Origin of the sequence: Pseudomonas sp. MWU12-2029 (genome assembly GCF_023242425.1) — a bacterium.
GTDB classification, from domain to species: domain Bacteria; phylum Pseudomonadota; class Gammaproteobacteria; order Pseudomonadales; family Pseudomonadaceae; genus Aquipseudomonas; species Aquipseudomonas kribbensis.
On sequence record NZ_JALJDY010000001.1, the window covers coordinates 158,057 to 183,664 of the forward strand.

Genomic DNA, 25,608 nt, shown 5'->3' on the forward strand with positions numbered 1-25,608 from the left:
CACGATTCATGCCAGCTATCAGACTTTGGCGTCGAACAACACGTGACTCGCGTTGGCCAGGCTGTCTGCCAGCTTGAGAGCTTCCGCGGAAGGGATCTGTCGTACGACCTCGCCCGTCTCGCTTGCGATCACCTTGACGATGACCTTTCCGGAATGCTCATCGATCGAGAATTCCAGGTTGCGCTTGATCGATTGAACGAACTTCTCGATCTCCTGCACCGCCAGCTTCAACTTGGTTTCATCCGATTCCTGGCTTTTTTTCGAGTCAGAAACGGCATCAACGGCTTGAGGCTTGGTCTCCGACGGCTTGTCGGGGACGGTGTTGGCTGGCTTCGGAGCCGGATAAGACACGTTAAGCTTTACGCTCATGTCCATGCTCATCACCTCTTGACGTGAAAAAGCGAGAGAGCACGCAAGCGCACTCCCCCGCCAAACTCATTCCGAAATTACTGAAGCAGCTTCAGTACAGCGGAAGGCAGTTGGTTGGCTTGAGCCAGAACAGAGGTCGAAGCCTGTTGCAGGGTTTGCTGCTTGGTCAGGTTAGCAGTCTCTGCGGCGAAGTCGGTATCTTGTACGCGACCTTGTGCAGCAGTGGTGTTCTCGGTGATGTTCTGCAAGTTCTGGATGGTGCTGGTCAGACGGTTTTGCGAAGCACCCAGGCTGGCACGAGTTGCACCGATTGCAGCGATAGCGGCGTCGATTGCAGTGATCGCGTTGTCGATGTTCTGCGAAGCGCCAGTTACGGTAGCACCGGTCAGGGACAGAGTACCGCTGCCAACCGACAGGCTGACGGCGTCGAACTTGGAGCTCAGTACCAGGTCGATGTGGTTAGCCGAACCGGTGTTTGCGCCCACTTGCAGGGTCACAGTACCAGCCGAACCGTCCAGCAGGTTTTTGCCGTTCAGGTTGGTCGAAGCCGAGATACGGGTGATCTCGTCGGACATCTGAGCGAATTCAGCGTTGGTAGCGGTCTGGTCAGCAGTGCCGTTGGTACCGTTACGTGCTTTAACAGCCAGTTCACGCATACGCTGCAGGATGTCGGTAGTAGCTTGCAGAGCGCCTTCAGCGGTCTGGGCAACGGAGATACCGTCGTTGGCGTTCTGGATAGCCTGGGTGTTACCGCGGATCTGGGAAGACATACGGTTGGAGATCTGCAGGCCAGCGGCGTCGTCTTTAGCGCTGTTGATTTTCAGGCCGGAAGACAGGCGCTGCATCGAAGTCGACAGAGCGTCGGAGGCGCGGTTCAGGTTTTTCTGAACGTTCAACGACGTGGTGTTGGTGTTTACTGTTAAAGCCATGACGAATTCCTCGTTGGTTGGGTACTGCGGCTTCCGGCCCTGGCAACCGCCGGGTATGGCCTAGAGAACCTTCGTAATAGTTATCGTCGGGTTTGCAGGTTGCTTGAGGGCTTTTTTGAAAATTTTTGCCATCACCCTGCCACCCCCGAGAAAACAAAGACTTAGCAGCACTTCACCCTCGAAAAAATGACGCCATAAAACCGTCCGCCGCGCAAAGCTGCGGGCCAGTGCGGTCGGTGCTCTTTTATGCCGAAGAACTTTCCAGCAGATGGATCAATTCGTACTCCATGAAATCGGCGAGCCCGAGCCAGTCCTGGCGCTCCTGACATTCGAGCATTTGCGTGAGCACTTGCGCCCACGACTGCTGGATATCCGGCGGAGCGGACACCAGCAACAGCTGCGCACCTTCGAACACTTCAACCATCTCCAGCGCCGCTTCGACATCCCGCCCCAGGCGAAACAGCCCGGCACAGCGTCGACATTCGTCGACACAACCTTGCAACGCACTCATTGCACGAACTCCTGATTGAAACGCGTCCCGGCAATCAATGCGCCTGAGCGGCTGCTGTTGAAAAACTCGACGTGCGGCTGACTGGCGATGTATCGCTCAAGCACACACAGATAACCGCGAAAATTGAGCTGCGTACTGACCCGCTCACCGAACCCGTCGCGCACCCAGTGCCGTGCCTGATTCACTGAAGGCCCCAGGTCACCGTCATTCCAGCCGGCGTGGGTCTTGTTCATCGGAAACGCGAAATCGGCGCCAAACAGCGTGATCCGCGCCGCGCCCATCTTCACCGCCAGATCCACCGCCGGATGAATCACACTGCCGCCCACATGCAGCAGCGCCCTCGGATGCTGCTCACGCAACGCCGCATAAACCGGGCTGAGCGAATAACCGCCGTAGCGCTTGCCCTTCCAGGCCCGCAGCACCTCGGGGTCGCTCATGGGCAGATACACCAGCGGGATGCCGTCGGACTCTTCAAAGGGCAAATGCCGAAAGCTGATGCGCTGATCAATACTCACCACGTAGTCGGGCACGATCCCGTGCTCACGCAGCGGCCGGTAAGCGGTATCGACACAAATGAACAGCGGCCGCTCTTCTCGCCCGCGAATCGCAGCCAGACGCTCGAAATGCTGTTCAAGGGTCGGCCCGGTGCCGATCACATAGATCTCCCGACCAACGCAGGTGCCGAACAATTGCGCCACATCATCGTCAGCGAGCAACACCGGCAGGCAGTCCTGCAGACGCTGTTGAATGAACGGCGACTGCGGATCGAACTCTCGATTGTTGAAGCTCAGGTGCACTTCGCTGACCAGCCGATCACGGATCTTCGCGTTGAAGTCGTCGGCCAGCAGCATTTCGGCGGGCAAGCCAAAAAACGGCGTGCAGATGTCCGGCAGGTCACCGGCGTACAAAAGCTCTACCCGCGGATCTTCCAGCCATTGCTGCTGATCGATCAGTTGCAACACCAGGGCGAACAGCGCGCCATTGAGAATGTGCACGTACAGGCGCTCTAGCCCGGCACGCTCCAGCAGCACGGTCGGCAAATCTCCGAGGCCGGTGCCATAGACGTGCAGTCGCGACTTGTCCGCCGGCAGGCTGGCGGCCTGAACCCGGGCCTCATGGACGCGGTCGTGGCGACTGGTGAGCTGAATGCCGTTGATGCTCAGCGTCGAACCCAGCCCCTGCGTCAATCCGGCGTCGATCACCGAACTGTCTTCGTTCAGCAATCGCGCGAACAGCGCCGGCCAGCGTCGCTCAATGACGTTGGCATTGGCTTGGAAAAACTCGCTCATGGCGCCTCGCGCTCCTTTCAGGCAAAAAAATAGCGTTCAAGGTTACCCCTTGAACGCTATTTTTGTATCCGTCGTTTTGGGTAGGTTCAAGGACGATAGATAATCGCCGAACCCCACGAAAGACCGACGCCGAAACCGCTGAGCGCCACTCGGTTCCAGCTGGAATCCAGCGCGTGTTTCTCCAGCAGCAGCGGAATGCTCGATGACACGGTGTTGCCGGTCTCGACCATGTCCTTGATGAACTTCTCCGGTTCGCCTTCGAAGCGCCGCGCCACGGCATCGACAATCGCCGCGCTGCCCTGGTGAATGCAGAATGCATCGATGTCATCGGCGTTGAGGCCGGAATCGTCGAGCAACTCATGCAAGTGCGCCGGGACTTTCAACAATGCAAAGTTGAACACCTGGCGACCGTTCATGAAGAACACGCCATCGGTGACTTTCAGGTGCGGCGCACCCGAACCGTCGGTGCCGAACTTGGCCTTGCCCAGTGCCCAGACAGGGTCTTCACCCATCCAGGTCGCGGTGGCGGCGTCGCCGAACAGCATCGTGGTGTTGCGATCTTCCGGGTCAACGATCTTGGAATACGGGTCGGCAGTGATCAGCAGGCCGTTCTTCAGGCCGGCGGCTTCCATGAAGCCCTTGATCGCGTAGATGCCGTAGACGTAACCGGAGCAGCCCAGGGAAATGTCGAACGCGGCGACATTGGTCGGCAGACCGAGCTTGTCCTGGACGATTGCAGCAGTATGCGGCAAGCCTTCTTCGTCACCGTTCTGGGTGACGACGATCAGCGCATCGATGGATTCACGTTTCAGTTCAGGGTTGCTGGCAAACAGCGCATTGGCCGCTTCAACGCACAGATCGGAAGTTTCCTGATCTGCGTCTTTACGTGGCAGGAAGGCCGAACCGATCTTGCCGAGGATGAATTCCTCATCCTTCTCGAATTTTGCACCTTGTGCGTAATTGTCCACGCCGGCTACAGGAACGTAGCTCGCAATGCTTTTTATGCCAATCATTACGGCTTCCCAATAATAAACAGCCCAATACCACCGCTCGCAAGGATTTCGAGGGGCGCCGACAAACAGAAAACGGCCGCCACAACGGGCAGCCACGGGGAGCGCAAAGGGCTATCACTGGAGCCGCTAACGGGCCAGGCGCCATCTCCCCGGTCAATACAATACAGTGAAGATGCGCGTTATGACTCGCAGGTCACGCTATTTTGCCGAATCGGTGCAGATCGGGTTATTCGACCAGCGACCAGTCCAGCGGCGTGCCACGTTTGATCGGTGCGCGCGCGCGGCGGCCGAGGACGGCGTCGGTGTGCTTGGGCGGCAGACCGAGACCGGGACGGATGGCGCGAAGATTGGCCGCCGTGAAGGGTTCACCGGCCGCCATGTCGGCCGTGACATACAGCGACCGACGGTAAACCAGAGACTTTTTCTCAGCCTCGGTCACGCCGTAATGTACTTGCCCCATGGCCTGCCAGGCGCGCTCGGTTTCGACCACCAGGCTGGCCATTTCCGCTGGCTCCAGCGAGAAACTGGCGTCCACCCCGCCCGCCGCGCGGTCAAGGGTGAAGTGCTTTTCAACCACCGTAGCCCCGAGCGCCACAGCCGCCACCGACACACCAACACCCATCGAATGATCGGACAGCCCCACCTGACAGCCGAACAGCTCACGCAGATGCGGTATGGTGCGCACGTTGCTGTTGAGCGGTGTCGCCGGGTAGGTACTGGTGCATTTGAGCAGCACCAGATCCTTGCACCCGGCTTCACGGGCAGCACGCACGGTTTCGTCGAGCTCGGCGATGCTGGCCATGCCGGTGGAAATGATCATTGGTTTGCCAGTCGCCGCGACGCGACGAATCAGCGGCAGATCCGTGTTTTCGAAGCTGGCGATCTTGTAGGCCGGCACGTCGAGGCTTTCCAGAAAGTCCACGGCGCTGTCATCGAACGGTGTCGAAAACGCGAGCATGCCCAGCTCCTTGGCCCGGGCGAAGATCGGCGCGTGCCATTCCCACGGCGTGTGGGCCTTTTCGTACAAATCGTACAGCGACGTGCCGGCCCACAGACTGTTCGGATCCTTGATGAAGAACTCACCTTCAGCCAGATCCAGGGTCATGGTGTCGGCGGTGTAGGTTTGCAGCTTCAAGGCATGGGCACCGGCCTTGGCCGCCGCCTCGACAATCTGCAGGGCGACGTCCAGCGACTGGTTATGGTTGCCGCTCATTTCAGCAATGATGAATGGCGGTGCGTCGGCACCGATCAGGCGATCGCCAATCTTGAAACTGTTCATGAACGCTGTTCCTTCAAATCCCTGGTAAACGCGCAGGCAGTTTGGGTGAACCCGGCGTCACGAAATACATTCAATGAGGCCTGATTGGCCGGCAAGACCTGTGCGCTGATCGCGGTCAGTTGCGGCCTGTGCGCAGTGACGAATGCCTCGCCTCGAGCCAGCAGCGCCCTGCCCCAGCCGAGACCGAAACGCCCCTCCAGCAGATACAGCGAAACCTCGGCCTCGAAACCGCGAAGATCGTAGCGCAACACCCCGACCGGGCCGTCATCGGCCTCGGCGATCAACAACAGTCGTTGAGGATTGCGCAGACTGGCGTTCAACCAGTTCAGATGCTGCGACCACTCGATCACGCCGCTTTCCAGCGACCAGCGACGCACCGCTTCGGCATTGCGCCCGTCAAACAGCAACTGCGCATCGTCCAGTGTTGCCTCACGCACCTTGAGCACTGCACCCGCCAATGCCGCGGCGACCCGCAACGCCCCACGCCCGTCGACCAGTTGTCGTGAACGCTCGGCCAGGCTCTGGCGCAGGTAAAAATTGTCGACGACAAAACCGATGGCATCACGCAGTTGCTCAACACTGACCTGCTCCCGCGCGCCCATAAACACATGAGCCCCGGCCGCTGCCATCACCTCGCCGTTGTTCTGCTGGTTGTTCGATACCGCGATGCAGATCGTCGGCAGGCCCAAGGCTGCGCGCTCCCAACTGGTGCCACCACCGGCGCCGATGAACAGGTCGACTTCGGTCATGCGTCGATGAAAATCGCTGACGAAACTGTGCAGGCGCCAGTTCGGCCGACATTCGGCCAGTGCCTGCATTTCCGCCCATGCCGGGTTGTCGGCTCCCGCGACAAAGTCCACTTCCAACCCGGAAAAATCCGCCAGCGCCAGCATCGCGTGATGGGTCTGGCGGGCAGCGTCGAAGCCGCCGAAATTCACCAGCACCCGTCGCGCAACGGGTTTGATCCCGATGGCCGGGCCGCTGAACTCTTCGCGCAACATGGCAAAGCGCGGACCGAGCAACGTCCGGCAGCCTGCCGGCAGCAGCGGCTGATAGTTTTCACTGAGGCCGGAGAGGTTCTGATTGAGCAGCAGATCCACGCTGTAGCGACGGGTCGCCAGATCGTCCACGGCGGCGATCCGTGGCGCGAAGCGCCGGGCAGCGGTCTGCCAGTGATGATCGAGGCCGTAATGGTCGGCGATGACCCAGTCGAACTCGGCCTGCCCTTCCAGCTGCGTCGCCAATGCATCGATATCCGCCTGCCACGGCAGCATCGACTCGATGGCCTGCTCCGGATCTTCACCGGCGTAGCGATCCGGCAACGCGAACGTCTCGAAACCTTCAGCCTGCAACGCATCGAGACGATGCCCCGGCAAGCGCCGACAGGCAAATGCCACATGACTGCCCTGGGCGCGCAACACTCGCGCCAGCGTCAGGCATCGGGCGATATGGCCGCTGCCAATGGTCGGCGAGGCGTCGGCGCGAATCAGTACTCTCATTGCAGCTCCCCGCCGGCCTTGAGTGCCGCGTAGAGGTACTCGGCGCGCTTCCAGTCCTCGGCAGTGTCGATGTCCTGCACCAGATGCCGGGGCAGGATCACCGGCAGGCTGGCCGGCGAATAAAGAATCTCGCCACACAACCAGGCCTCGCTGCGCCCCCAGTAGAACTGGCCGGCATCCTGAAAGGCAGCGGGCAGATCCTGCGAACGGGTATTGCGAAACTCGGGGTACAACGCCGTCAGCGCGCCCTGCCCGTCCAGGGTCAAGGCACGCTGTACCGGAAAGCCGAAATCGGTGACCGTAAAAGCAAAGGACTTGTCGGGATGCTGCTCCAGCAACTCGAGCCCCTGACGCAGGAAGCGCGCCTGCAACAACGGCGCCGTGGCGTACACGCAACAGGCGTAATCAAAGTGCGGCAATTGCTGCAAGGCATGCACGATCACCGCTGCGGTGCCGGTGAAGTCATCGGCCAGATCCGCCGGGCGCAAGAACGGCACTTGCGCACCATGAGCCTGCGCCAGCTCGGCAATCTCCTTGTCATCGGTGCTGACCACCACCTGGTCGAACAACCCCGAATCCAGTGCCGTGCGAATCGAACGGGCAATCATCGGCACACCGTCGAACGGTTTGAGATTCTTGCGCGGAATGCGTTTGCTTCCGCCGCGGGCCGGGATGATTGCGACGTTGCTCAAGGGCGTTTTTCCAGCAGGAACCAGGTGACGTCATCCAGCGGAAATTGTGGATCACGGTGATAACCGAAGCCGTAATCCAGCAGTTGCAGATCCGGATAGCGATCGAGCATTTCCCCGGCGAAATCACGCTTGAACAGCTTGCCGCTGTTGCCGCGATAGGACACTTCCACCGGTGAGGGATTGTAGTATTCGGCGATCAGAATGTAGCGCTGGCTCAGTTCGTACAACTGCGCATAAGCGGTCGGCAACAGCTCCGGCGCCAGATGAATCAGCACGCCTTTGCTGAGCGTCAGGTCGTATTGGCGTTCACGGGGAAAGTCGAACAGCGATCCGTGCCAGATCTGCGCAATGTCCAGCGCCCGGGCCTGGGTACAGGCGCTGGCGTTGATTTCGACACCGAACAGCTCGCAGCGCGGCAACAACTGACGCAACGCCTGCAAGTTGTTGCCGGCGTTGGTGCCCAGCTCCAGCAGACTGTCGATCCGCCCGGCCCGGGTCAGCGCCTTGGCGAACAACGCCAGGTTGGCCGCCACCAGCGGTTGCCCGACGTTGCGATCGACGTACTGGTTACCGAATTCGCCCTGCCAGAATTGTTCCTGTTCGCTCAGATCACGCATTGCCGTTTTCCATCCACCGCCGCAGCGGCACTCATTCAGTCAATCGACGCAATTGCTCGACCACGTAATCCTGTTGCTGATCGCTCAGCAACGGAAACAGCGGCAGGCTGATCGCTTCGGCGTAGTAACGCTCGGCTTCGGGAAAGTCTCCCTCGGCGAAACCCAGTTCACGATAGTAAGGCTGCAGGTGCACTGGAATGTAGTGCAGGTTCACGCCGATACCGGCCGCGCGCAAGCCTTCGAACACCTGACGGTGGCTGAGGCTGATGCGATCGGTCTGCAAGCGCACCACGTAAAGGTGCCAGGCCGATGCGACGTCCGGCTGGATGCCCGGCACGGTAACCGGCAAGTACGCCAGCAAACGGTCGTAGCGTGCGGCCAGTTCCCGGCGACGGGCGATGAAGTCGTCCAGTTTGCCCAGCTGTGACAGGCCCAGCGCCGCTTGCAGATCGGTGATCCGATAATTGAAACCCAGCTCGACCTGCTGGTAATACCACGGCCCGTGGCTGGGTTCGGTCATCTGCTGCGGATCGCGGGTCATGCCGTGGCTGCGCAGGCGTTGCAGACGCTCGGCCAGTTCCGGGCGATTGGTCAGCACCATGCCGCCTTCGCCGCTGGTGATGATCTTTACCGGGTGGAAGCTGAACACCGTCATCGCCGCGAATTCGCCACAACCCACCGGACGCCCGGCGTAGCTGGCGCCAACTGCATGGGAGGCATCTTCGATCACGGTGAAGTTGTAGCGCTCGGCCAGTTCGGCAATGCGCCGCATGTCGCAGCTCTGCCCGGAGAACGCCACCGCCACCAACACTTTGGGCAAGGTGCCGTCGCGCTCGGCAGCATCGAGTTTGCTGGCCAGAACTTCGGCATCGAGGTTCCAGGTCAGCGGATCGATGTCCACGAAATCAACGTCGGCGCCACAGTAACGGCCGCAGTTGGCCGACGCGAGAAAGGTGTTCGGCGTGGTCCACAAGCGGTCGCCCGCTCCCAGTCCTGCGGCCAGGCAGGCAATGTGCAGCGCCGCCGTGGCGTTGCACACCGCGACCGCGAAATCCGCCTGGCAACGCTCGGCCATCGCCTGCTCGAAGCGCTCGATGGTCGGCCCCTGAGTCAGCCAGTCGGACTGCAACACCTCGACCACCGCGTCGATGTCCGCCTGGTCGAGGCTTTGCCGACCGTAGGGAATCATACCGACAGCTTCGCGTGCAGGTCGGCGATCTGCCCCACCGAAAGAAAGTGCGGGTTGGTGTCGGAGCGGTACTCAAAGTCCTCGCCCACCGGCCGCCCGTGCTCGCCGAGTTTATCGACGGCAAAATCGACATCGACGCTGGTGAAGCGGATCGAAGGCTGGATCGTATAGTGATCTTCGAACTCCAGGGTCATCCGCGCATCGTCCAGCGGCACCATCAGTTCGTGCAGCTTCTCGCCTGGACGGATACCGACGTTCTTGTGCGGCAGATGTTCGGCCATGCCGCGGGCCAGATCGACTACACGAATCGACGGGATCTTCGGCACGAACACTTCTCCGCCGTGCATCCGCGCAAAACTGTCGAGGACGAATTGCACGCCGTGATCGAGGGTGATCCAGAAACGGGTCATGCGCTCGTCGGTGATCGGCAGTTCGGTCGCGCCATCGGCAATCAGCTTGCTGAAGAACGGCACCACGGACCCTCGCGAACCCGCCACGTTGCCGTAGCGCACCACGGCAAAACGCGTCTGTTGCTCACCGGCAATGTTGTTGGCGGCGACGAACAACTTGTCCGACAGCAACTTGGTGGCGCCGTACAGGTTGATCGGGCTCGCGGCCTTGTCGGTGGACAGTGCGACAACTTTCTTCACGCCGTTGTCGATGGCAGCGGCGATGATGTTCTCCGCGCCATTGACGTTGGTACGGATGCATTCAGTCGGGTTGTATTCCGCCGCCGGCACCTGCTTCAACGCCGCGGCATGCACCACGTAATCGATGCCGCGCATGGCCTGGCGCAGACGCTCGGCGTCGCGCACGTCACCCAGGAAGTAACGCATGCACGACGCGTTGAACGTCTGCTGCATTTCGTATTGCTTGAGTTCATCCCGGGAGAACACCACCACGCGCTTGGGCTGGTATTGCTCGAGCAGGCGCGCAATGAACTTGCGCCCGAAGGAGCCGGTGCCGCCTGAGATGAAAATCGATTTACCGTTGAACATGTCGTAGTCCTGTGCGGCGAGCTCAAGCGAGCAACTGCGCCCAATTGATCGAGGCACTCTCACCCAGCGTGAAACCTTTGCCGGTCAGGGCCAGGTTGGCGTTGTAGGCTGGGTCTTGCGCGAAGGCCGCGCTCCATTTCTCGCGCAATGCCGCCAGCGCTTGCGGTGCCTGCGGCAGCTCACCGGTATGCAGCACCTGAACCAGTGGGGTCCAGACGGTGAGGTAGCCGACCTGACCGGCCTTCAGGCACAGATCAACATCGCTGAAGCCGTCGGCAAAGGTCACCTCGTCGAGACCGCCCAGTGCATTGAACAGCTCCCGACCGACCATCAGGCACACTTTGGACACGGCCGAGTAATTCTGCTCGACGGCAAGCCGCTGCATGTAGCCCTCGGCGTTGTGCTTCTCGCCGACGAAGGGCGAGTCGACGCCATCGTTGAGGCCGAGGATCAGACCCGCCTGAGCGATCTTCCCGTCGCGGCTCACCAGTTTGGCGCCGACGACGCCCACTTCCGGACGCAAGGCGTGGTTGAGCAGCAAGTCGATCCAGTTCGGATTGACCACCTCACTGTCAGCCGCCAGCAGCACCAGGTACTCGCCTTGCGCCTGCTCACTGGCCGCGTTGATAAGCGCTGCGTCGTTCAATGGCTGATCGGCATATAGCACGCGCACCTTGGGGGATCGCAGTGAACCCAGCCAATCGTTGACCTCGGCCGACTCGTTCGGATTGGCCGCCACCAGCACTTCAAAACGGCTGTAGCGGGTTTTGAGCACCACACTTTCCAGGCAGCGTTGCAGCGCAGGCACATCATTGATGGTCGGCACAATGATCGAAACCAGCGGTTGCTCGGCATGACGGTAGTCAATCTGCCAGGTCCCCGGCAGCGTCGAATTGACCTTGGCCTTGTAACCGCGATTACCCAGATGACGCAGCAGCGCCTGGCGCTCGTGGGCGTTTTCTTCCGGTGCCGCGGCCTGAGTGATCAGCAACGGCTCGTCAAGATGCGCCAGGCCGTCCAGGCCACCCTGTTCAATGATGCGCAGCAACAAGTCCAGTTCCAGCGCCTTGTTGAAGTCCGCCTGATAGCCACCCGACTCGAGCAGAACGTCACGCCGGATCAGCCAGTGGCGCGCCATCAACGACGGTACGCTTTGCAACAGATCGAGATTGAAGCCGGGACGGAACACATCAACCAGCGCACCGCTGTCCTGGCGCTGGATCTCGTCGGTGGCAACGGCACGGACATGGGTCGCGTTCATCAGTTCCAGGCTGGCGCGCAACAAGCCACTGGCGGTGAACTGGTCGCCGGCCTGAGCCAGCAACAGCCAATCGCACTGAGACTGCTGGGCACTCTGGTTGAGCTTGTCGACAAAATTGCTCTGGGTCACCCGGACAAAGTGCAGGGTGTTCTGCGCTGTGGTCGCGCTCGGAGCCTCACCGGTGGTGAACACTACAATCCTGAACGCTTTGCAGTGACCTTCAAGCAGGCTGTCGAGCGAGGCTTGCAGCTTGTCGATGTCGTTATCCAGATCCAGCAGGAAAATGCCGAACTGCGGACCGCCGCCGTTGACCGCCAGATGACCGGCAATCGCTTGCAGTTGCTCGGCAGAGGGCTCGCGCGCAGCCAGCCACTTGAGCAGGCGCCCGGACTTCGTCTTGTCAAACATGGCCTGCTGGTCATCGTCGGCAAACGCCTCGAGACGAGCGATCCAGTCGTTCATGGTCTGCGCCGCTTCGTCCTGACCCAGTGTCTGCAACTGCGCCGACAGGCGCTTGACGACAGTCTGGTTGAACGCATTGAGGTCATGGGCTTGCCACAAACGGTCGACCACACTTTCTGCGGTATCGTTATTGCGCGCCTGCAGCAGGTGCGCCTGGCGGGTCCAGACACCTTCCAGCCCGTCCAGCTGAACGCGTCCGGCAGGTCTGGCGTGGAGCATGAATTCGAACTGTTCCAGACGGTCGAAAAACGCTTTGTTGTAGAACGGCATTTCGACGTATTGCAGCGGTCCGAAACGACGGTCCGGCGCTTTCAGTTCCTGGTTCCAGGTCGACTCGAATATCAGCTCCGCGGTCAGTGCACGACCACTGCGCAGGCTGTCGGCCATGGCCTCGAAACTTTCAAGGGCAAACGCTTTGCCTTGCTTGGCGTCGAGGCCGTCGATAGCACACGGCAACCCGGTGAGAAATTCGGCAAAAGCCTCCCGCTCGGCGACCGATTTGGCATCGACGTGAGTCAACGAATGGAACACATCGGTATTGTGCTCGGAGACTTGATAGTTGATCTCGCGCACCACGTATGGAATCGGCAGGATCCGCGCCTTGGCGCTGGCCAGCAGGAAATACACGTGGCCGATTTCCTGCCATTGGAAATTGGTGCCGGCCGGCAATGCCGAATGCCAGGTCTGCATCAGGTCGGTACGGGTCACCGCGTAGAACGGCGGGATGTACTGGCTCATGTAATCGATCACTCGATCCTGAGCCCGTTCGGACGCGTAGTCTTCCTGGACTTTCTTGTCGCGACGGTAGTAGTTCACACCGTTGGTGAGCGTCAGGTACATCAGGCAATAGCCGTGGCACATGCCATAGTCCTGGTTCGCTTGCAGGAAGCTCACGGACTCGGTCAGCGAATCGTGCAGGATGAAGTCGTCATCGGCGGCCAGCACCATATACGGTGTTGTCAGTCGTTCTACACCGTAGGCCAGCTTGGCCTGCATGCCCCAATAGGCGAACTGCGGCACGTGATGATAATCAACGGTGGAAAAATCCCCGTCCGGACGCTCGACCGTCGAGTCCAGCACCATGATCTTGCAGGGCAAGCTGCTGTAATACTTCACCGCCCGGCGCAGAAACGCCGGACGATTGTGAGTAATCAGCACCACGGTCAACAGCTCATTGAGCGGCAGCGCTTGTTCAGAACTGTACTTGCCTTGCATAACCTCTCCCCACAACCGGCAATTTGCCAAAATGACGCTCTGTTGATTTGCGAATTAACGAACGCGACGCAGGTAGCCGTCCGGCGCCACGGTGATCAGCAGCTTGTTCTGCAGCTGAACGTCGATTTCGAAATCCTTGTTCTCTTCCAGGTATTTCCACACGGCGGTCTTCGGGTTGTCGCCCGGGCCCCATGGACGATCCGGGAAGAAATCGGCCGGCATGTCTTCAACCACGGTGTCCATCACCACGCAGTAGCTGCCCACCGAAACCAGTGGTGCGTAGAGACGCAGCTCTTCAAGCACGTGGTCGTGGGTGTGGTTGGAGTCGAGTACCAGAATGACCTTCTTGCCTTCGGCGGCAGCACGCACCTGAGCGGCGATGGCCGGGTCGATGCTCGAACCTTCGATCATCTTGATGCGCTTGCTCATCGGGTGGCTTTCGATGGCTTCACGGTTGTGGGCGCGGATGTCGAGGTCGATGCCCAGCACTTCGCCGTGACCTTGCAGTTCCAGCAGGGATGCGTAGTAGATGATCGAACCGCCGTGGGCGATGCCGCACTCGATGACCAGATCCGGTTTCACCTGCCAGATGATTTCCTGCATCGCCATCATGTCTTGCGGCAACTGGATGATCGGACGGCCCATCCACGAGAAGTGGTAGCTGTACTTGTGCTTGGCCGATTCGTTGAAGAAGTCACGGGCCAGACCGGTGAGTTTCTGGTCGTCACCCTGCTGGGCGATCTGCTCGCGGCATTCGGCTTCGAAAGCTTTGTTGATGCTGTTGTCGGTCATTTTCAAAATCTCAAGGGTCACTGGAACGAAGCGCTGTCGACGGCGTGATAGACGTAACGTCCACCGGTCATCCGCTTGATCTCTTCGAGGTAATTGGAATTCATCACAAACAGGTTGGCGCCTTCGGGCAACGCGTCCATCGCCTCTTGCGGTGAAGACACGCGAGCGCCGCTCAGGGGCAGGTAACGCCCCTGCTTGGCCGGGTTGATATCGACCACGCGATCCACCGCCACACCGGCCCGCTGCAGGAACAGCGAATAGATCACGCCTTTGGACGAGGCGCCCCAGATCGCCGAACCCTGCTCGGGCGCGCCCTGGATGATCTGCACCGCGCGCTCGAGGCTGGCGGTGAAATCGTCCGGCAACGCCAGGCGCGGCACCGGTTGTTCCGGGGTCAGACGCAACGTGGCAAGGTCGGCGACGATATACAGGTATTGGCCACCGAACAGGTGGCCGGCCTCGTGCACGGTGCCGAACATCCGGCGCAGGTCGTCGAGGCGGAAGTAATTGACGTGCTCGTAGAACAGGTCGAACCAGGCGCGGTGTTCGAGGATCCAGTCGAAACACGGCACCTCGATGTAGATCTGCCCGCCGCCCTGATTGGCCTCGGCGATCACCGCCAGAAAACTCAGCGGATCCTGAATGTGTTCCAGCACATGACGCAGCACGATAGCGTCTGCTTCCAGGCCCAGACCCCGGGTGAACGGCGCCTTGATCACGTCGGCGTTTTCGCCTTCGTAGGCCGGATCGATGCCGGTGATGCGGTAGCCCAGACCTTTGAGCAGCTCGAGGAAATAGCCTTTGCCGCAGCCGACTTCGATCAGTTCCTGCCCCTTGAAGTGCCGGGCAATGATGCCTTCGACATCGCTCAGGTGCTTCTGGAACTGGCCGGAGTGTGCCTGTTCGTTCTGGTAGTCGGCGTCGTAGCTGAGCTTGTCGGCGTCGAACGCCGCGTTGAAGATCAGACCGCTGCGCTCATCCTGCACCAGCAGCATGTCGGCGCTGGCCGATGCCTTCGCCGACTCGGGATCGGCAAAGGTGCGGTTCTGCAGCACCGGCAGGTCGGTGACCCGATACAACTCGTGCCTCATTGCAGCTCTCCCAATAACTGTTGCAGACGCTCGGTCACCGCCCAGAACGCCAGCGGTTCGTGGGTCGGATACGGGTAGTGGCCGAGGTTCAGGCCGATGGTCGCGCCGCGCTCACGCACGCGCTGCTCGACCAGCGCCCGCACCGAAACCGGCTGGCCGCTGGCGCAATTGATCGTGCCGTCGAAATCGCGTTTGTGCAGGATCGCGGCGAGATGACCGGCAGCGGTTTCAATCGCCAGAAAATCGCGCAGTTGCTCACCGGCCGACATGTTGAACGTCGCATCGCCGGCATCGATTGCCCGGTCCAGCGCCGCCAGCAGACTGTTGGGGTTTTGCCCCGCGCCGTGCAGATAAAACAGTCGCGCCCATTGCAGAGTGAACGGATGTTCCTGCTGCAGATTTTGCAAAAACAGATGCAGGGTGTGCTTGGCCAGGCCGTAGGGGTTGGCCGGCTGCGCGTCGTTCTGTTCGCTCAGCGGGCCACTCTGCATGCCGTACTCGAAGCAGGTGCCGGTCACCAGCACCTGCTTGATGCCCGCCTCTACCACGCCTTTGATGAAGCGGTAGTCGGCCATCAGGTTGTGCTCGAAATGGAACAGCGCCCGATAGTTCGGCAACCCCGGCCAGGCCAGGTGTGCGAGTGCATCCACGCCTTCGGTCAGCGCGCCGATGTTCAGGTCGGCGGCGTGAATATCCGCGCTGACGAACTCGACGTCATTGATCCACGGCATGCTCGCGGCGGTTTGCTCATTGCGCGCAACCGCCCGCACCGAGCAGCCACGGCTCAGCAATGCCGCGACCAGATGACGACCGACGAAGCCCGTGGCTCCGGTGACCAGAACCTTCACAGCACGCTCAACTCAGGCACGGCGATCACGAAGCGGCCGTCCCACTGGCGTACCTGGGCCAGTTGCTGACTGACTTCGTGCAGCAGGTTCCATGGCAGCACCAGCACGTAGTCCGGTTTTTCGATATCGATTTGCGCCGGCGCCACGATCGGAATGCGGCTGCCCGGCAAATACTTGCCCTGCTTGTGCGGGTTGGCGTCGGCGACCCAGGCCAGCAGATCCGGCTTGACCCCGGCGTAGTTGAGCAGGGTGTTGCCCTTGGCAGCGGCGCCGTAGCCGACCACACGCTTGCCATCGGCCTTGGCCTGCAACAGGAAGCGCAGCAGGTCATGCTTGATGCGTTCGGCGGCAGGCGCCAGCGTGGCGTAGTACTCGGTGGTTTTCACACCTGCGTCGAGTTCGGCCTGCAACTGCTGTTGTACCGCTGGCTGCACGGCGCGGCGTTCGCCGTCCTTGCGCTGCACGAACACCCGCAGCGATCCGCCGTGGGTGCTCAACTGGCTGACGTCGAACACTTCCAGCCCGTTGCGCTCGCACAACGTCTGCACGGCGGTCAGGGACAGGTAGGAATAGTGCTCGTGATACAGCGTGTCGAACTGTGCGCCGGCCATCAGCGTCAGCAGTTGCGGGAATTCGAAGGTGGCAACGCCGGTCGGTTTGAGCAGCGCGGCGAAACCACCGAGGAAATCGTTGATGTCCGGCACGTGGGCCAGCACGTTGTTGGCAGCCATCAGGTCGGCGGCCCAGCCTTCGCTTTTCAGCTGCGCGGCGGTGTCGCGACCGAAAAACAGCTCACGGATCTCCAGGCCTTTTTCCCGTGCTGCCTGCGCGGTGCTGCGGGTCGGCTCGACACCCAGGCACGGGATGCCGCGACCGGCGACGTATTGCAGCAGGTAGCCGTCATTGGCAGCGACCTCAACAACGCGGCTGTCAGCCGTCAGGCCAAAGCGTTCGACCATCTCGGCCACATAACGCTCGGCGTGGGCCAGCCAGGTGCTGGAGAACGAACTGAAATAGGCGTACTCGGCGTCGAAGAGGCTGTCGGCGGAGGTGTAATCCTCTGTTTGCACCAGCCAGCACTGCTGGCACACGGCAACCTTCAGCGGCACCCATTGTTCGGCCTGTTCCAGCCGATCGGCATGCACGTAGGCGTTGGACGGTGGCGAGGTGCCGAGGTCGATCAGCGGCAGGCTCAGCGGTGCGGCGCACCCACGGCAATTCATAGACGCACTCCAGCAAAGTGTTGATCGAGCGCGGGATGGCTGGAATCACGCGCTGACAAATTATTGACAGGCAACGGCCAGGCAATCGCCAGCCGTGGATCGTTCACCGACAGCCCGCCCTCGTGCTCCGGCGCGTAATCGGCGCTGTGCAGGTAAAGCAGCTCGGCATCGTCGGTGAGGGTCTGGAAACCGTGGGCGAAGCCGGCCGGAATCAACAAGCTGCGACCATCGCCAGCCTTCAGGTGCTCCGCGTGCCAGTGCAGGAAAGTCTCGGAGTCCGGGCGCAGGTCCACCGCCACGTCCCACACTTCACCGCGCAGGCAGGTGATCAGCTTGGCTTCCGGCGCGTTGGCATTCTGATAATGCAGACCGCGCACACTGCCCTTCTCGCGGGTGCAGGAATGGTTGATCTGGCGGATGTGAAACTCGCTGCCAAACGCCTTCAGGCTGCCCTCGCAGAACAGCCGGGCGAAGTGCCCGCGCTGATCTTCGAAGCGTTTGTGCTGGACGCTGAACAACCCGGCCAGCGGTAATTGTTTCAAGGAAAACTCGCTCACAGCGCGCCCCGGTACAGGTTCAGTTGGCCGAGGGTCACGGTGCGCATGTCGTCACCGTTCTGCCAGGCCAGATGCCAGTCGAGGGTCTGGGTCAGGCATTGCTGCAACGACCAGCGCGGTTGCCAGCCGAGCACCTGACGGGCGCGGCTGCTGTCCAGGCGCAGCAGGCCGGCTTCGTGCAGTTCGCTCGGTTCGATGCGCAGGCCACGGGCCTGAGGCCAGCGGTTGGCGAGCAGTTCGACCACTTCGCCGACGCTGCACATGTCCGCTTCGCCCGGGCCGAAGTTCCACGCCCCGGCGTATTCCGGGCCTTCTTCGTAAAGCCCGGCGGCCAGTTGCAGGTAGCCGGCCAGCGGCTCCAGCGCGTGTTGCCATGGGCGCACGGCTTGCGGATAACGCAGGGTCACCGGCTCGTCTGCAGACCAGGCCTTCAGTACATCGGGAATCAGCCGCTCAGGCGCGAAGTCACCGCCGCCCAACACATTGCCCGCACGCGCCGTAGCCAGGGCCAGACCGTGTTCGGCGTACTTGTCGGCCGGGAAGAACGATGCCGCGTAAGACTGCGCCAGCAACTCGCAGCAGGCCTTGCTGCTGCTGTAGGGGTCGTGGCCACCGAGGGCTTCGTCCTCGCGGTACGGCCACAGCCATTCCTTGTTGGCGTAAACCTTGTCGGTGGTCACCAGCACACAGGCCCGCACGCAACCGACCTGACGAATCGCTTCGAGCAGGTTCAGGGTGCCCATGACGTTGCTGGAATACGTGCCGAGCGGATCGCGATAGCCTTCGCGTACCAGCGGCTGGGCCGCCAGGTGCAGGACGATCTCCGGCTCGGTGTCGGCGATGATCTCGAGCAAGGCGCCAAGGTCACGCAGGTCGCCGCGCTGATCGTCGATGCCTTCGTGCACCCGCGCCAGTTCGAACAGGCTCGGCTCGGTCGAAGGATCGAGGGAGAAACCGCTGACTTGCGCGCCGAGGCTTTGCAGCCACAGGGTCAGCCAGCTGCCCTTGAAACCGGTGTGACCGGTGACCAGAACCCGCTTGCCGCGCCAGAATTCCGGACTCAGGCCCATTGCTTCCATGGGGCCTCCCCGCTCTGCCACAGCGCTTCGAGATGGTTCTTGTCGCGCAGGGTATCCATCGGATGCCAGAAGCCTTCGTGTTCGAAGGCTTTCAGTTGTTCATCCTGAGCCAGTTGCGCCAAAGGCTCCGCTTCCCAGGTGGTTTCGTCACCAGCAATGTAGGAAAGCACTTTCGGCGACAGCACGAAGAAGCCGCCGTTGATCCAGCCGCCGTCGCCGCGCGGTTTTTCGGTGAAGCCGAGGACCTGGTCGCCGTGACGCTCAAGGGCGCCGTAGCGGCCCGGCGGCTGCACGGCAGTGACGGTCGCCAGACGGCCGTGACCTTTGTGGTAGTCCACCAGTTGCGCAATGTTGATGTCGGAGACGCCGTCGCCGTAGGTGAAGCAGAACGCCTCTTCATCCTTGAGGTAACGGCCGGCACGCAGCAGACGGCCACCGGTCATGGTTTCCTCGCCGGTGTCGATCAGGGTGACGCTCCACGGCTCGCTGTAGTTCTGGTGCACGTCCATGCGGTTGTTGCGCATGTCGAAGGTGACGTCTGAGGTGTGCAGGAAGTAGTTGGCGAAGAAGTCCTTGATCGCGTAGCCCTTGTAGCCGAGGCAGATCACGAAGTCGTGGATTCCGTGGGCGGAATACTGCTTCATGATGTGCCAGAGAATTGGCTTGCCGCCGATCTCGATCATCGGCTTGGGCTTGAGGTGCGACTCTTCACTGATGCGCGTGCCGAGGCCACCCGCCAAAATAACTGCCTTCATCGTCTCCCCTCTTCTACGTCACAGGGCTCGGCCTCGCTATTGCGGGCCTTTGCGGCTGAACCTTTGCCAGTCCGGGCGCAGGTGAATCACCGCGAGCGCTCGTTTTATGGCGATTTGAGGGGGACTTGCAGGAAACGCGCCAGCTCCGCCAGCCCTGTGTCGGCGAGGAAATGCAGGCATGAAAAAAGGGATGAAGCCGTTGCCGGACTCATCCCTTTCTCAGGCTCGTTTCAACGGATCGAAGGGATCAGCCGAACATCGCAAACCCGTCGACCGTCGCCGGCAGGTCGTAGACCTGGCCGTCGGCCGTCTGCAGGTGCTCGATGTTGTTGTAACCGGCGTACCAACCCTGCAGCTTCACGCCGCTGGACGGAACACCGACGCTGCCGTCGTTGGCGCCATGCAGATAGGCGTCATCACCGACGCGAGTGACGTTCAGCTGACTGAGATTGGCGACGGTGTTCAGGATCAGCGTGTCGTTGAGATCCCAGCCTTCATCCTGGATCGTCACCAGGCCGGCAGTATTCACCACGTAGGTGTCATAACCCTCGCCACCAAACAGGGAATCGTTCTGTGACCCCTCGCCATCCAGACCGGATGCCAGCCCGCCATAAAGAATGTCCGCACCGGCACCGCCGTGAATGACATCGTCGCCGGCACCTCCTTCCAGAATGTTGTCGCCCGAGTCACCCTCCAGCACATCATTGAAATGACTGCCACGCAGGCCTTCGATGTCGATGAAGGTGTCGTAAAGCGCAATACCGCTCTGCGCGCCCCAGTTGAGGGAAGCGCTCAAACCTTCGGTGCTGTCCTCGTAGCTGACGATGTCGATACCGGCCCCGCCTTCAAAGCGGTCACCGCCCGCGCCACCCGACAGGACGTCATTGCCGGCGCCCGAAACGATGACGTTGTTCCCGTCATTGCCGTAGCCGGTGAAGTCCGCCGTGCCGGTGTAGGTCATGTTTTCAATGAACGGATCCATGTGCATCGACGACAGGCTGGTGTACACGTGGTCGGTACCACCAAAGAGGTCCGTCTCGACGATGCTCACACCGGCGCTGTTGATGATGTACACATCGTCGCCTCTTCCGCCTTCCAGCGTCACGCCCGCGGCGTTGGCGGTGAGTCGGTCATCGAACGAAGTACCGATGACTTTCTCGACGTTCAGCAACGTGACATCCGGACCAGCTTGCTGACCAATGCCGATACTGACGCCATCAAAGGAGTGACGGTAGCTCACGGTGTCGTAGCCATCGGCGCCATCCACGATCATGGCGTTATCGAGCAGATACACCACGTCATCGAAATTCGACCCCTGAATCGCCTCGATGCCGGTGAAGGTGTCGCCAGCGGCGATGGTCAATGCGTCGTAGTTCTCGAAGTCCTGGACTCTCACACCCTCGAGGCTGTCGGAATAGCTGACGGTATCGAAGCCTTCGCCACCCACGAAGTGATCAGCGCCGGCACCACCCCACAGCCAGTCGTTGCCGGCACCACCGATGATCTCGTTGTCGCCGGCATTGCCGTAACCCTTGAAGTCGCCCGTTCCGGTAAAGGTCAGCTTCTCGATGAACGGGTCCATCTTGAGGGTGTTGAGGCTGGTGCGCAGCTCGTCGTAACCACCGTTGTTCTCCTCAATGATGGTCACACCTTCGGCGGTGACGTTGTACACATCATCACCACCACTGCCGTCCAGCGTCACGCCACCCACGGAAGCGGTAAAGGTGTCGTTGTAGAAACTGCCGACCACCTTCTCCACCGAAACCAGCGTGTCGACCTTGCCATCAGCCCCTGTGACCGTAGCGGCGCCAGCGCCAACCTCGACACCGACTCCCGAACTCATTCCGTAATAGGTCGCCGTATCAAACCCTTCACCGCCGTCCAGCACGTCCGATCCCGCGCTGGCCAGCAGTTGATCATCCGACTCCAGTCCATAGAGTTGGTCATTGCCCTGGGTGCCAATCAAGACATCCGCTTCACTCGTTCCATTCACGACTGCCATTTGTCTCTTCCTTGTGTTGTTGATTCTGAAACCCGGCCCTTGCGGACCGGATTGCCTTCCCCTGCGCACCTGCACCGCATGACACGATTACAGGTGCATGAATCAGAAGTCAGCCAAACATTGCGAACGCATCACTGCTGGCAGGCAGATTGATGATCTGATGATCAGCCGTCTCGATCTTCTCGATAGTGTCGGAACCGGCAAACCAATTCTTCAGACGCACACCGTCCTCCGGCGCCTGTCCGGCGGAAAAAACGTACTGGTGCAGATAGAGATCATCACCGACACGGTCGACCAGCAGTTCCGAACCGCGAATGAACGACAGCACAATCTTGTCGCCACGGCTGGTGCCATCGTCCTGGATGGTTACCAATCTCGTAGTATCGATGGTGTAGATATCGTCACCCTCCCCCCCGAACGCCGAACCGCTCGACTGCAAGATCAGAGTGTCATTGCCCGCGCCACCGAACAGCGAAAAGCCAAATCCGGTACCGATCAGCTTGTCATTGCCCTCACCGCCATCGGCGAGGCCATGGACCACGGTGATGTTGTCATCACCTGCTTCGCCATATGCCCGGCTGCCGACATCATTAGCGGCGGTAATCAGATAATCCCCACCGTTACCACCGTACAATGTATCGGCCTGTGGCTCGCTGGCCACGCCATTTAAAGTGAGCGGTCCGATGGCTGAAACCAGCCCCCCGTAGATCGTGTCTGCGCCGTCACCGCCGTTGATCACGTCATTGCCCAGCCCGCCCTCGAAAATGTTGCCGGCGGCGTCGCCCGTCAGCAGATCGTCGAACTGGCTACCCACGATACGCTCGATGTTAAGCAGCACATCGCCCTGAGCATCGCCACCTTGGTTGACGCCGGTCTGCAGGTTGATGTTTACCGCGGCTGTGCTGGTGACATACCAGGCGCTGTCCTGCCCCTCACGACCGTCGATGACATCCGCACCGGCCCCACCGATAAAAATGTCGGTGGTGGCGGATCCATACAGGCTGTCGTTGAAGGCGCTGCCCTGGAAAATTTCGATCCCGGTGAAGGTGTCTCCAGCTGCGTCGCCGGTATTGGCGTTGGTTTTCAGATCGATGGTCACGGCACTGTCGGATTGCTCATAACTGACCATGTCCTGGCCTTTCAGGCCGATCAGCCCCATGACCGTACTGCCGCCGATGAAGGTGTCGTTGAAATCGGTGCCCTCGACAAACTCGATGCCGAAATAGGTATCGCCTGCGGCAATCCCTGAATGGATGCCGGTTTTGAGGTTGATGCTGACCGCCACAGGACTTTCGGTGTAACTCACGGTATCGATACCGGCACCGCCGATGAGTTGGTCTGCACCGCCGCCGCCGTGCAATGTGTCATTGCCAGTGCCACCGGTGATGATGTTGTCGCTGGCATTGCCCCAGCCGATGAATGAAGCGTTGCCGGTATAGGTCAGGCGCTCGACGTTGGCGCTCAGGTAGATCTGGCCGAAGTTGCTGCGCACTTCATCGTTACCGCCATCCGCCTGCTCGATGACCGTGCCGCCACTGCCGTTGAGAACGTAGACATCATCTCCCGCGCCGCCCTCGAACGTCGCGGTAGCCGAATCGAGGTTGAAGGTGTCGTTGAACGCGGTGCCGATCACCTTTTCGATGTTCTGCAGGGTGTCACCCTCTGCATCGCCGCCGATACCGGCACGTCCCGGGCCGGTACTACGGATATCGACGTTGATTGCCTCGGCGGAGGTCGAGTAATCCACCACGTCAGCCGTTCCGGCGCCGCCGTCAAAGGCGAACACCCGGCTATCGGCAATGAAGGTGTCATTGCCATTCGAGCCGAGGATTCTTTCGATACCGGTATAGGTATCCCCTGCTGCAATTCCGGAATTGACACCGGTTTTCAGGTTGATGCTGACGCCGACCGCACTGTCGCCGTAGCTGACGGTATCGATGCCTGCACCGCCGATGAACTGGTCGGCACCCGCACCGCCATACAGCAAGTCATTGCCGGCACCACCGGTAATGATGTTGTCGCTGGCATTGCCCCAGCCGATGAATGAAGCGTTGCCGGTATAGGTCAGGCGCTCGACGTTGGCGCTCAGGTAGATCTGGCCGAAGTTGCTGCGCACTTCATCGTTACCGCCACCCGCCTGCTCGATGACCGTGCCGCCACCGCTGTTGAGAACGTAGACATCATCCCCCGCTCCGCCTTCGAACGTCGCGGTAGCCGAATCGAGGTTGAAGGTGTCGTTGAACGCGGTGCCGATCACCTTTTCGATGTTCACCAGGGTGTCACCCTGTGCGTCGCCGCCGATACCCGCCAGACCGACACCACTAGAGCGGATATCGACATTGATCGCCTCGGCGGACGTCGAATAATCCACCACGTCAGCCGTTCCGGCACCGCCGTCAAAGGCGAACACCCGGCTATCGGCAATGAAGGTGTCATTGCCATTCGAGCCGAGGATCCTTTCGATACCGGTATAGGTATCCCCCGCCGCAATCCCGGAATTGACACCGGTTTTCAGGTTGATGCTGACGCCGACCGTACTGTCGCCGTAGCTGACGGTATCGATGCCGGCGCCACCGATGAACTGATCGGCACCCGCGCCGCCATACAGCAAGTCATTGCCGGCACCACCGGTAATGATGTTGTCGCTGGCATTGCCCCAGCCGATGAATGCTCCGGTGCCCGTATACGTCAGGCGCTCGACGTTGGCGCTCAGGTAGATCTGGCCGAAGTTGCTGCGCACTTCATCGTTACCGCCACCCGCCTGCTCGATGACCGTGCCGCCACCGCTGTTGAGAACGTAGACATCATCCCCCGCTCCGCCTTCGAACGTCGCGGTAGCCGAATCGAGGTTGAAGGTGTCGTTGAACGCGGTGCCGATCACCTTTTCGATGTTCACCAGGGTGTCACCCTGTGCGTCGCCGCCAATACCCGCCAGACCGACACCACTAGAGCGGATATCGACATTGATCGCCTCGGCGGACGTCGAATAATCCACCACGTCAGCCGTTCCGGCACCGCCGTCAAAGGCGAACACCCGGCTATCGGCAATGAAGGTGTCATTGCCATTCGAGCCGAGGATCCTTTCGATACCGGTATAGGTATCCCCCGCCGCAATCCCGGAATTGACACCGGTTTTCAGGTTGATGCTGACGCCGACCGTACTGTCGCCGTAGCTGACGGTATCGATGCCGGCGTCACCGATGAACTGATCGGCACCCGCGCCGCCATACAGCAGGTCGTTACCGGCACCACCGGTAATGATGTTGTCGCTGGCATTGCCCCAGCCGATGAATGCTCCGGTGCCCGTATACGTCAGGCGCTCGACGTTCGCACTCAGGTAGATCTGGCCGAAGCTGGAGCGCACCTCGTCGTCACCGCCGCCTGCCTGCTCAATCACCGTTCCGCCATTGTCGAGAATGTAGACATCATTGCCGGCACCGCCTTCGAAGGTGAGACCGCCCTTCGGTGCCGTGAACGTGTCGTTGAATGCGCTACCGATAACCTTCTCGATATTGGTCAGGATGTCGCCCTGGGCATCGCCTCCTGTACTGGCAAGACCTGCGAGGTTTACGTTGACCGCCTCTGAGGACGCCGAATAATCGACGGTATCGGCGTTTCCATCACCGCCATCGATCTTGTCTGCCCCGGCACTCCCCTTGATCAGGTCATTGCCGGCCAGGCCATTGATTTCGTCATCTCCGCTGGTACCGGTGAGCGTATCCGCGCCGTTTGTTCCGTTAATAACTGCCATTACTTCTTCCTTGCCTTGTTATGAATCAGTCCCTGCTTGCGTGGCGCTCACACCTCATCGCGGCACGCTGATCGATCGAGGAATAGGTGGATATCGACAGAAAAAACCCAAAGCTTTAATCCGCGCGCAAATCCGTCGGGATTTAATGTAAACACGCATTTCATGGCCGAAAAAAAAGCGACCTTCA

The 25,608-nt window shown here is 60.6% G+C and carries 21 protein-coding genes; all 21 read right to left on the reverse strand.

The genetic code is table 11. From position 1 onward, the window contains the following. Window positions 1-18: 18 nt before the first annotated feature. Window positions 19-375, reverse strand: a complete 357-nt coding sequence (locus M5B44_RS00780) for a flagellar protein FlaG (RefSeq protein ID WP_085710453.1) — start codon at window positions 373-375, stop codon at window positions 19-21. Window positions 376-446: 71 nt separating this feature from the next. Beyond that, window positions 447-1,298, reverse strand: a complete 852-nt coding sequence (locus tag M5B44_RS00785; RefSeq protein ID WP_007920059.1) for a flagellin domain-containing protein — start codon at window positions 1,296-1,298, stop codon at window positions 447-449. A 244-nt stretch (window positions 1,299-1,542) separates the two neighbouring features. Then, entirely contained in the window at window positions 1,543-1,809 is a 267-nt protein-coding gene (locus tag M5B44_RS00790; protein WP_248737956.1) for a hypothetical protein, read from the reverse strand. After that, entirely contained in the window at window positions 1,806-3,098 is a 1,293-nt protein-coding gene (locus M5B44_RS00795) for a motility associated factor glycosyltransferase family protein (RefSeq protein WP_248737957.1), read from the reverse strand. The genes M5B44_RS00790 and M5B44_RS00795 overlap by 4 nt, the downstream gene beginning before the upstream one ends. An 86-nt stretch (window positions 3,099-3,184) precedes the next feature. After that, a complete protein-coding gene (locus M5B44_RS00800) occupies window positions 3,185-4,111 on the reverse strand; it encodes a ketoacyl-ACP synthase III (RefSeq protein ID WP_248737958.1) in 927 nt (308 codons plus the stop codon). A 226-nt stretch (window positions 4,112-4,337) separates the two neighbouring features. Further along, window positions 4,338-5,390: a pseudaminic acid synthase gene (gene pseI, locus M5B44_RS00805; RefSeq protein ID WP_248737959.1), complete on the reverse strand. Its 1,053-nt coding sequence runs from the start codon at window positions 5,388-5,390 to the stop codon at window positions 4,338-4,340. After that, window positions 5,387-6,889, reverse strand: a complete 1,503-nt coding sequence (gene pseG, locus M5B44_RS00810; protein ID WP_248737960.1) for a UDP-2,4-diacetamido-2,4,6-trideoxy-beta-L-altropyranose hydrolase — start codon at window positions 6,887-6,889, stop codon at window positions 5,387-5,389. Before pseG ends, pseI begins: the two co-directional genes overlap by 4 nt. Next, complete coding sequence (gene pseF / locus M5B44_RS00815) at window positions 6,886-7,581, reverse strand: pseudaminic acid cytidylyltransferase (protein WP_248737961.1); 696 nt, start codon at window positions 7,579-7,581, stop codon at window positions 6,886-6,888. The genes pseG and pseF overlap by 4 nt, the downstream gene beginning before the upstream one ends. Further along, entirely contained in the window at window positions 7,578-8,198 is a 621-nt protein-coding gene (locus M5B44_RS00820) for a pseudaminic acid biosynthesis-associated methylase (RefSeq protein ID WP_248737962.1), read from the reverse strand. Before M5B44_RS00820 ends, pseF begins: the two co-directional genes overlap by 4 nt. A 31-nt stretch (window positions 8,199-8,229) precedes the next feature. After that, a complete protein-coding gene (pseC, locus tag M5B44_RS00825; protein WP_248737963.1) occupies window positions 8,230-9,387 on the reverse strand; it encodes a UDP-4-amino-4,6-dideoxy-N-acetyl-beta-L-altrosamine transaminase in 1,158 nt (385 codons plus the stop codon). Continuing rightward, window positions 9,384-10,385 (reverse strand): UDP-N-acetylglucosamine 4,6-dehydratase (inverting), encoded by a 1,002-nt coding sequence (pseB, locus tag M5B44_RS00830; protein ID WP_248737964.1) that lies wholly within the window; start codon window positions 10,383-10,385, stop codon window positions 9,384-9,386. The genes pseC and pseB overlap by 4 nt, the downstream gene beginning before the upstream one ends. 22 nt (window positions 10,386-10,407) lie before the next feature. Further along, entirely contained in the window at window positions 10,408-13,323 is a 2,916-nt protein-coding gene (locus M5B44_RS00835; protein ID WP_248737965.1) for a glycosyltransferase family 2 protein, read from the reverse strand. 54 nt (window positions 13,324-13,377) lie between these two features. After that, a complete protein-coding gene (locus M5B44_RS00840) occupies window positions 13,378-14,115 on the reverse strand; it encodes a cephalosporin hydroxylase family protein (RefSeq protein WP_248737966.1) in 738 nt (245 codons plus the stop codon). 17 nt (window positions 14,116-14,132) lie between these two features. Further along, on the reverse strand, window positions 14,133-15,206 hold the full coding sequence (locus M5B44_RS00845; protein WP_085699495.1) for a class I SAM-dependent methyltransferase: 1,074 nt from the start codon (window positions 15,204-15,206) through the stop codon (window positions 14,133-14,135). Beyond that, window positions 15,203-16,054: an NAD-dependent epimerase/dehydratase family protein gene (locus M5B44_RS00850; protein WP_248737967.1), complete on the reverse strand. Its 852-nt coding sequence runs from the start codon at window positions 16,052-16,054 to the stop codon at window positions 15,203-15,205. The genes M5B44_RS00845 and M5B44_RS00850 overlap by 4 nt, the downstream gene beginning before the upstream one ends. After that, entirely contained in the window at window positions 16,051-17,277 is a 1,227-nt protein-coding gene (locus tag M5B44_RS00855) for a class I SAM-dependent methyltransferase (RefSeq protein ID WP_248737968.1), read from the reverse strand. Before M5B44_RS00855 ends, M5B44_RS00850 begins: the two co-directional genes overlap by 4 nt. Next, window positions 17,274-17,834, reverse strand: a complete 561-nt coding sequence (gene rfbC / locus M5B44_RS00860; RefSeq protein ID WP_085710436.1) for a dTDP-4-dehydrorhamnose 3,5-epimerase — start codon at window positions 17,832-17,834, stop codon at window positions 17,274-17,276. Before rfbC ends, M5B44_RS00855 begins: the two co-directional genes overlap by 4 nt. Then, window positions 17,831-18,913, reverse strand: a complete 1,083-nt coding sequence (gene rfbG, locus M5B44_RS00865) for a CDP-glucose 4,6-dehydratase (RefSeq protein ID WP_085710435.1) — start codon at window positions 18,911-18,913, stop codon at window positions 17,831-17,833. The genes rfbC and rfbG overlap by 4 nt, the downstream gene beginning before the upstream one ends. After that, complete coding sequence (gene rfbF, locus M5B44_RS00870) at window positions 18,895-19,668, reverse strand: glucose-1-phosphate cytidylyltransferase (protein WP_085605742.1); 774 nt, start codon at window positions 19,666-19,668, stop codon at window positions 18,895-18,897. The genes rfbG and rfbF overlap by 19 nt, the downstream gene beginning before the upstream one ends. 247 nt (window positions 19,669-19,915) lie before the next feature. Continuing rightward, the gene (locus M5B44_RS00875; protein WP_248737969.1) at window positions 19,916-21,670 is read right to left on the reverse strand and encodes a calcium-binding protein; all 1,755 of its coding nucleotides are present in this window, start codon (window positions 21,668-21,670) and stop codon (window positions 19,916-19,918) included. A gap of 109 nt (window positions 21,671-21,779) precedes the next feature. Then, window positions 21,780-25,421 (reverse strand): beta strand repeat-containing protein, encoded by a 3,642-nt coding sequence (locus M5B44_RS00880; RefSeq protein ID WP_248737970.1) that lies wholly within the window; start codon window positions 25,419-25,421, stop codon window positions 21,780-21,782. Window positions 25,422-25,608: the final 187 nt, after the last annotated feature.

Excerpts from the sequence above, each read along its gene's own strand:
- M5B44_RS00780 (WP_085710453.1), bottom strand. The coding sequence starts at position 375 with ATGGACATGAGCGTAAAGCTTAACGTGTCTTATCCGGCTCCGAAGCCA.
- M5B44_RS00785 (WP_007920059.1), bottom strand. The coding sequence starts at position 1,298 with ATGGCTTTAACAGTAAACACCAACACCACGTCGTTGAACGTTCAGAAA.
- M5B44_RS00790 (WP_248737956.1), bottom strand. The coding sequence starts at position 1,809 with ATGAGTGCGTTGCAAGGTTGTGTCGACGAATGTCGACGCTGTGCCGGG.
- M5B44_RS00795 (WP_248737957.1), bottom strand. The coding sequence starts at position 3,098 with ATGAGCGAGTTTTTCCAAGCCAATGCCAACGTCATTGAGCGACGCTGG.
- M5B44_RS00800 (WP_248737958.1), bottom strand. The coding sequence starts at position 4,111 with ATGATTGGCATAAAAAGCATTGCGAGCTACGTTCCTGTAGCCGGCGTG.
- pseI (WP_248737959.1), bottom strand. The coding sequence starts at position 5,390 with ATGAACAGTTTCAAGATTGGCGATCGCCTGATCGGTGCCGACGCACCG.
- pseG (WP_248737960.1), bottom strand. The coding sequence starts at position 6,889 with ATGAGAGTACTGATTCGCGCCGACGCCTCGCCGACCATTGGCAGCGGC.
- M5B44_RS00820 (WP_248737962.1), bottom strand. The coding sequence starts at position 8,198 with ATGCGTGATCTGAGCGAACAGGAACAATTCTGGCAGGGCGAATTCGGT.
- pseC (WP_248737963.1), bottom strand. The coding sequence starts at position 9,387 with ATGATTCCCTACGGTCGGCAAAGCCTCGACCAGGCGGACATCGACGCG.
- pseB (WP_248737964.1), bottom strand. The coding sequence starts at position 10,385 with ATGTTCAACGGTAAATCGATTTTCATCTCAGGCGGCACCGGCTCCTTC.
- M5B44_RS00835 (WP_248737965.1), bottom strand. The coding sequence starts at position 13,323 with ATGCAAGGCAAGTACAGTTCTGAACAAGCGCTGCCGCTCAATGAGCTG.
- M5B44_RS00840 (WP_248737966.1), bottom strand. The coding sequence starts at position 14,115 with ATGACCGACAACAGCATCAACAAAGCTTTCGAAGCCGAATGCCGCGAG.
- M5B44_RS00845 (WP_085699495.1), bottom strand. The coding sequence starts at position 15,206 with ATGAGGCACGAGTTGTATCGGGTCACCGACCTGCCGGTGCTGCAGAAC.
- M5B44_RS00855 (WP_248737968.1), bottom strand. The coding sequence starts at position 17,277 with ATGAATTGCCGTGGGTGCGCCGCACCGCTGAGCCTGCCGCTGATCGAC.
- rfbG (WP_085710435.1), bottom strand. The coding sequence starts at position 18,913 with ATGGAAGCAATGGGCCTGAGTCCGGAATTCTGGCGCGGCAAGCGGGTT.
- rfbF (WP_085605742.1), bottom strand. The coding sequence starts at position 19,668 with ATGAAGGCAGTTATTTTGGCGGGTGGCCTCGGCACGCGCATCAGTGAA.
- M5B44_RS00875 (WP_248737969.1), bottom strand. The coding sequence starts at position 21,670 with ATGGCAGTCGTGAATGGAACGAGTGAAGCGGATGTCTTGATTGGCACC.
- M5B44_RS00880 (WP_248737970.1), bottom strand. The coding sequence starts at position 25,421 with ATGGCAGTTATTAACGGAACAAACGGCGCGGATACGCTCACCGGTACC.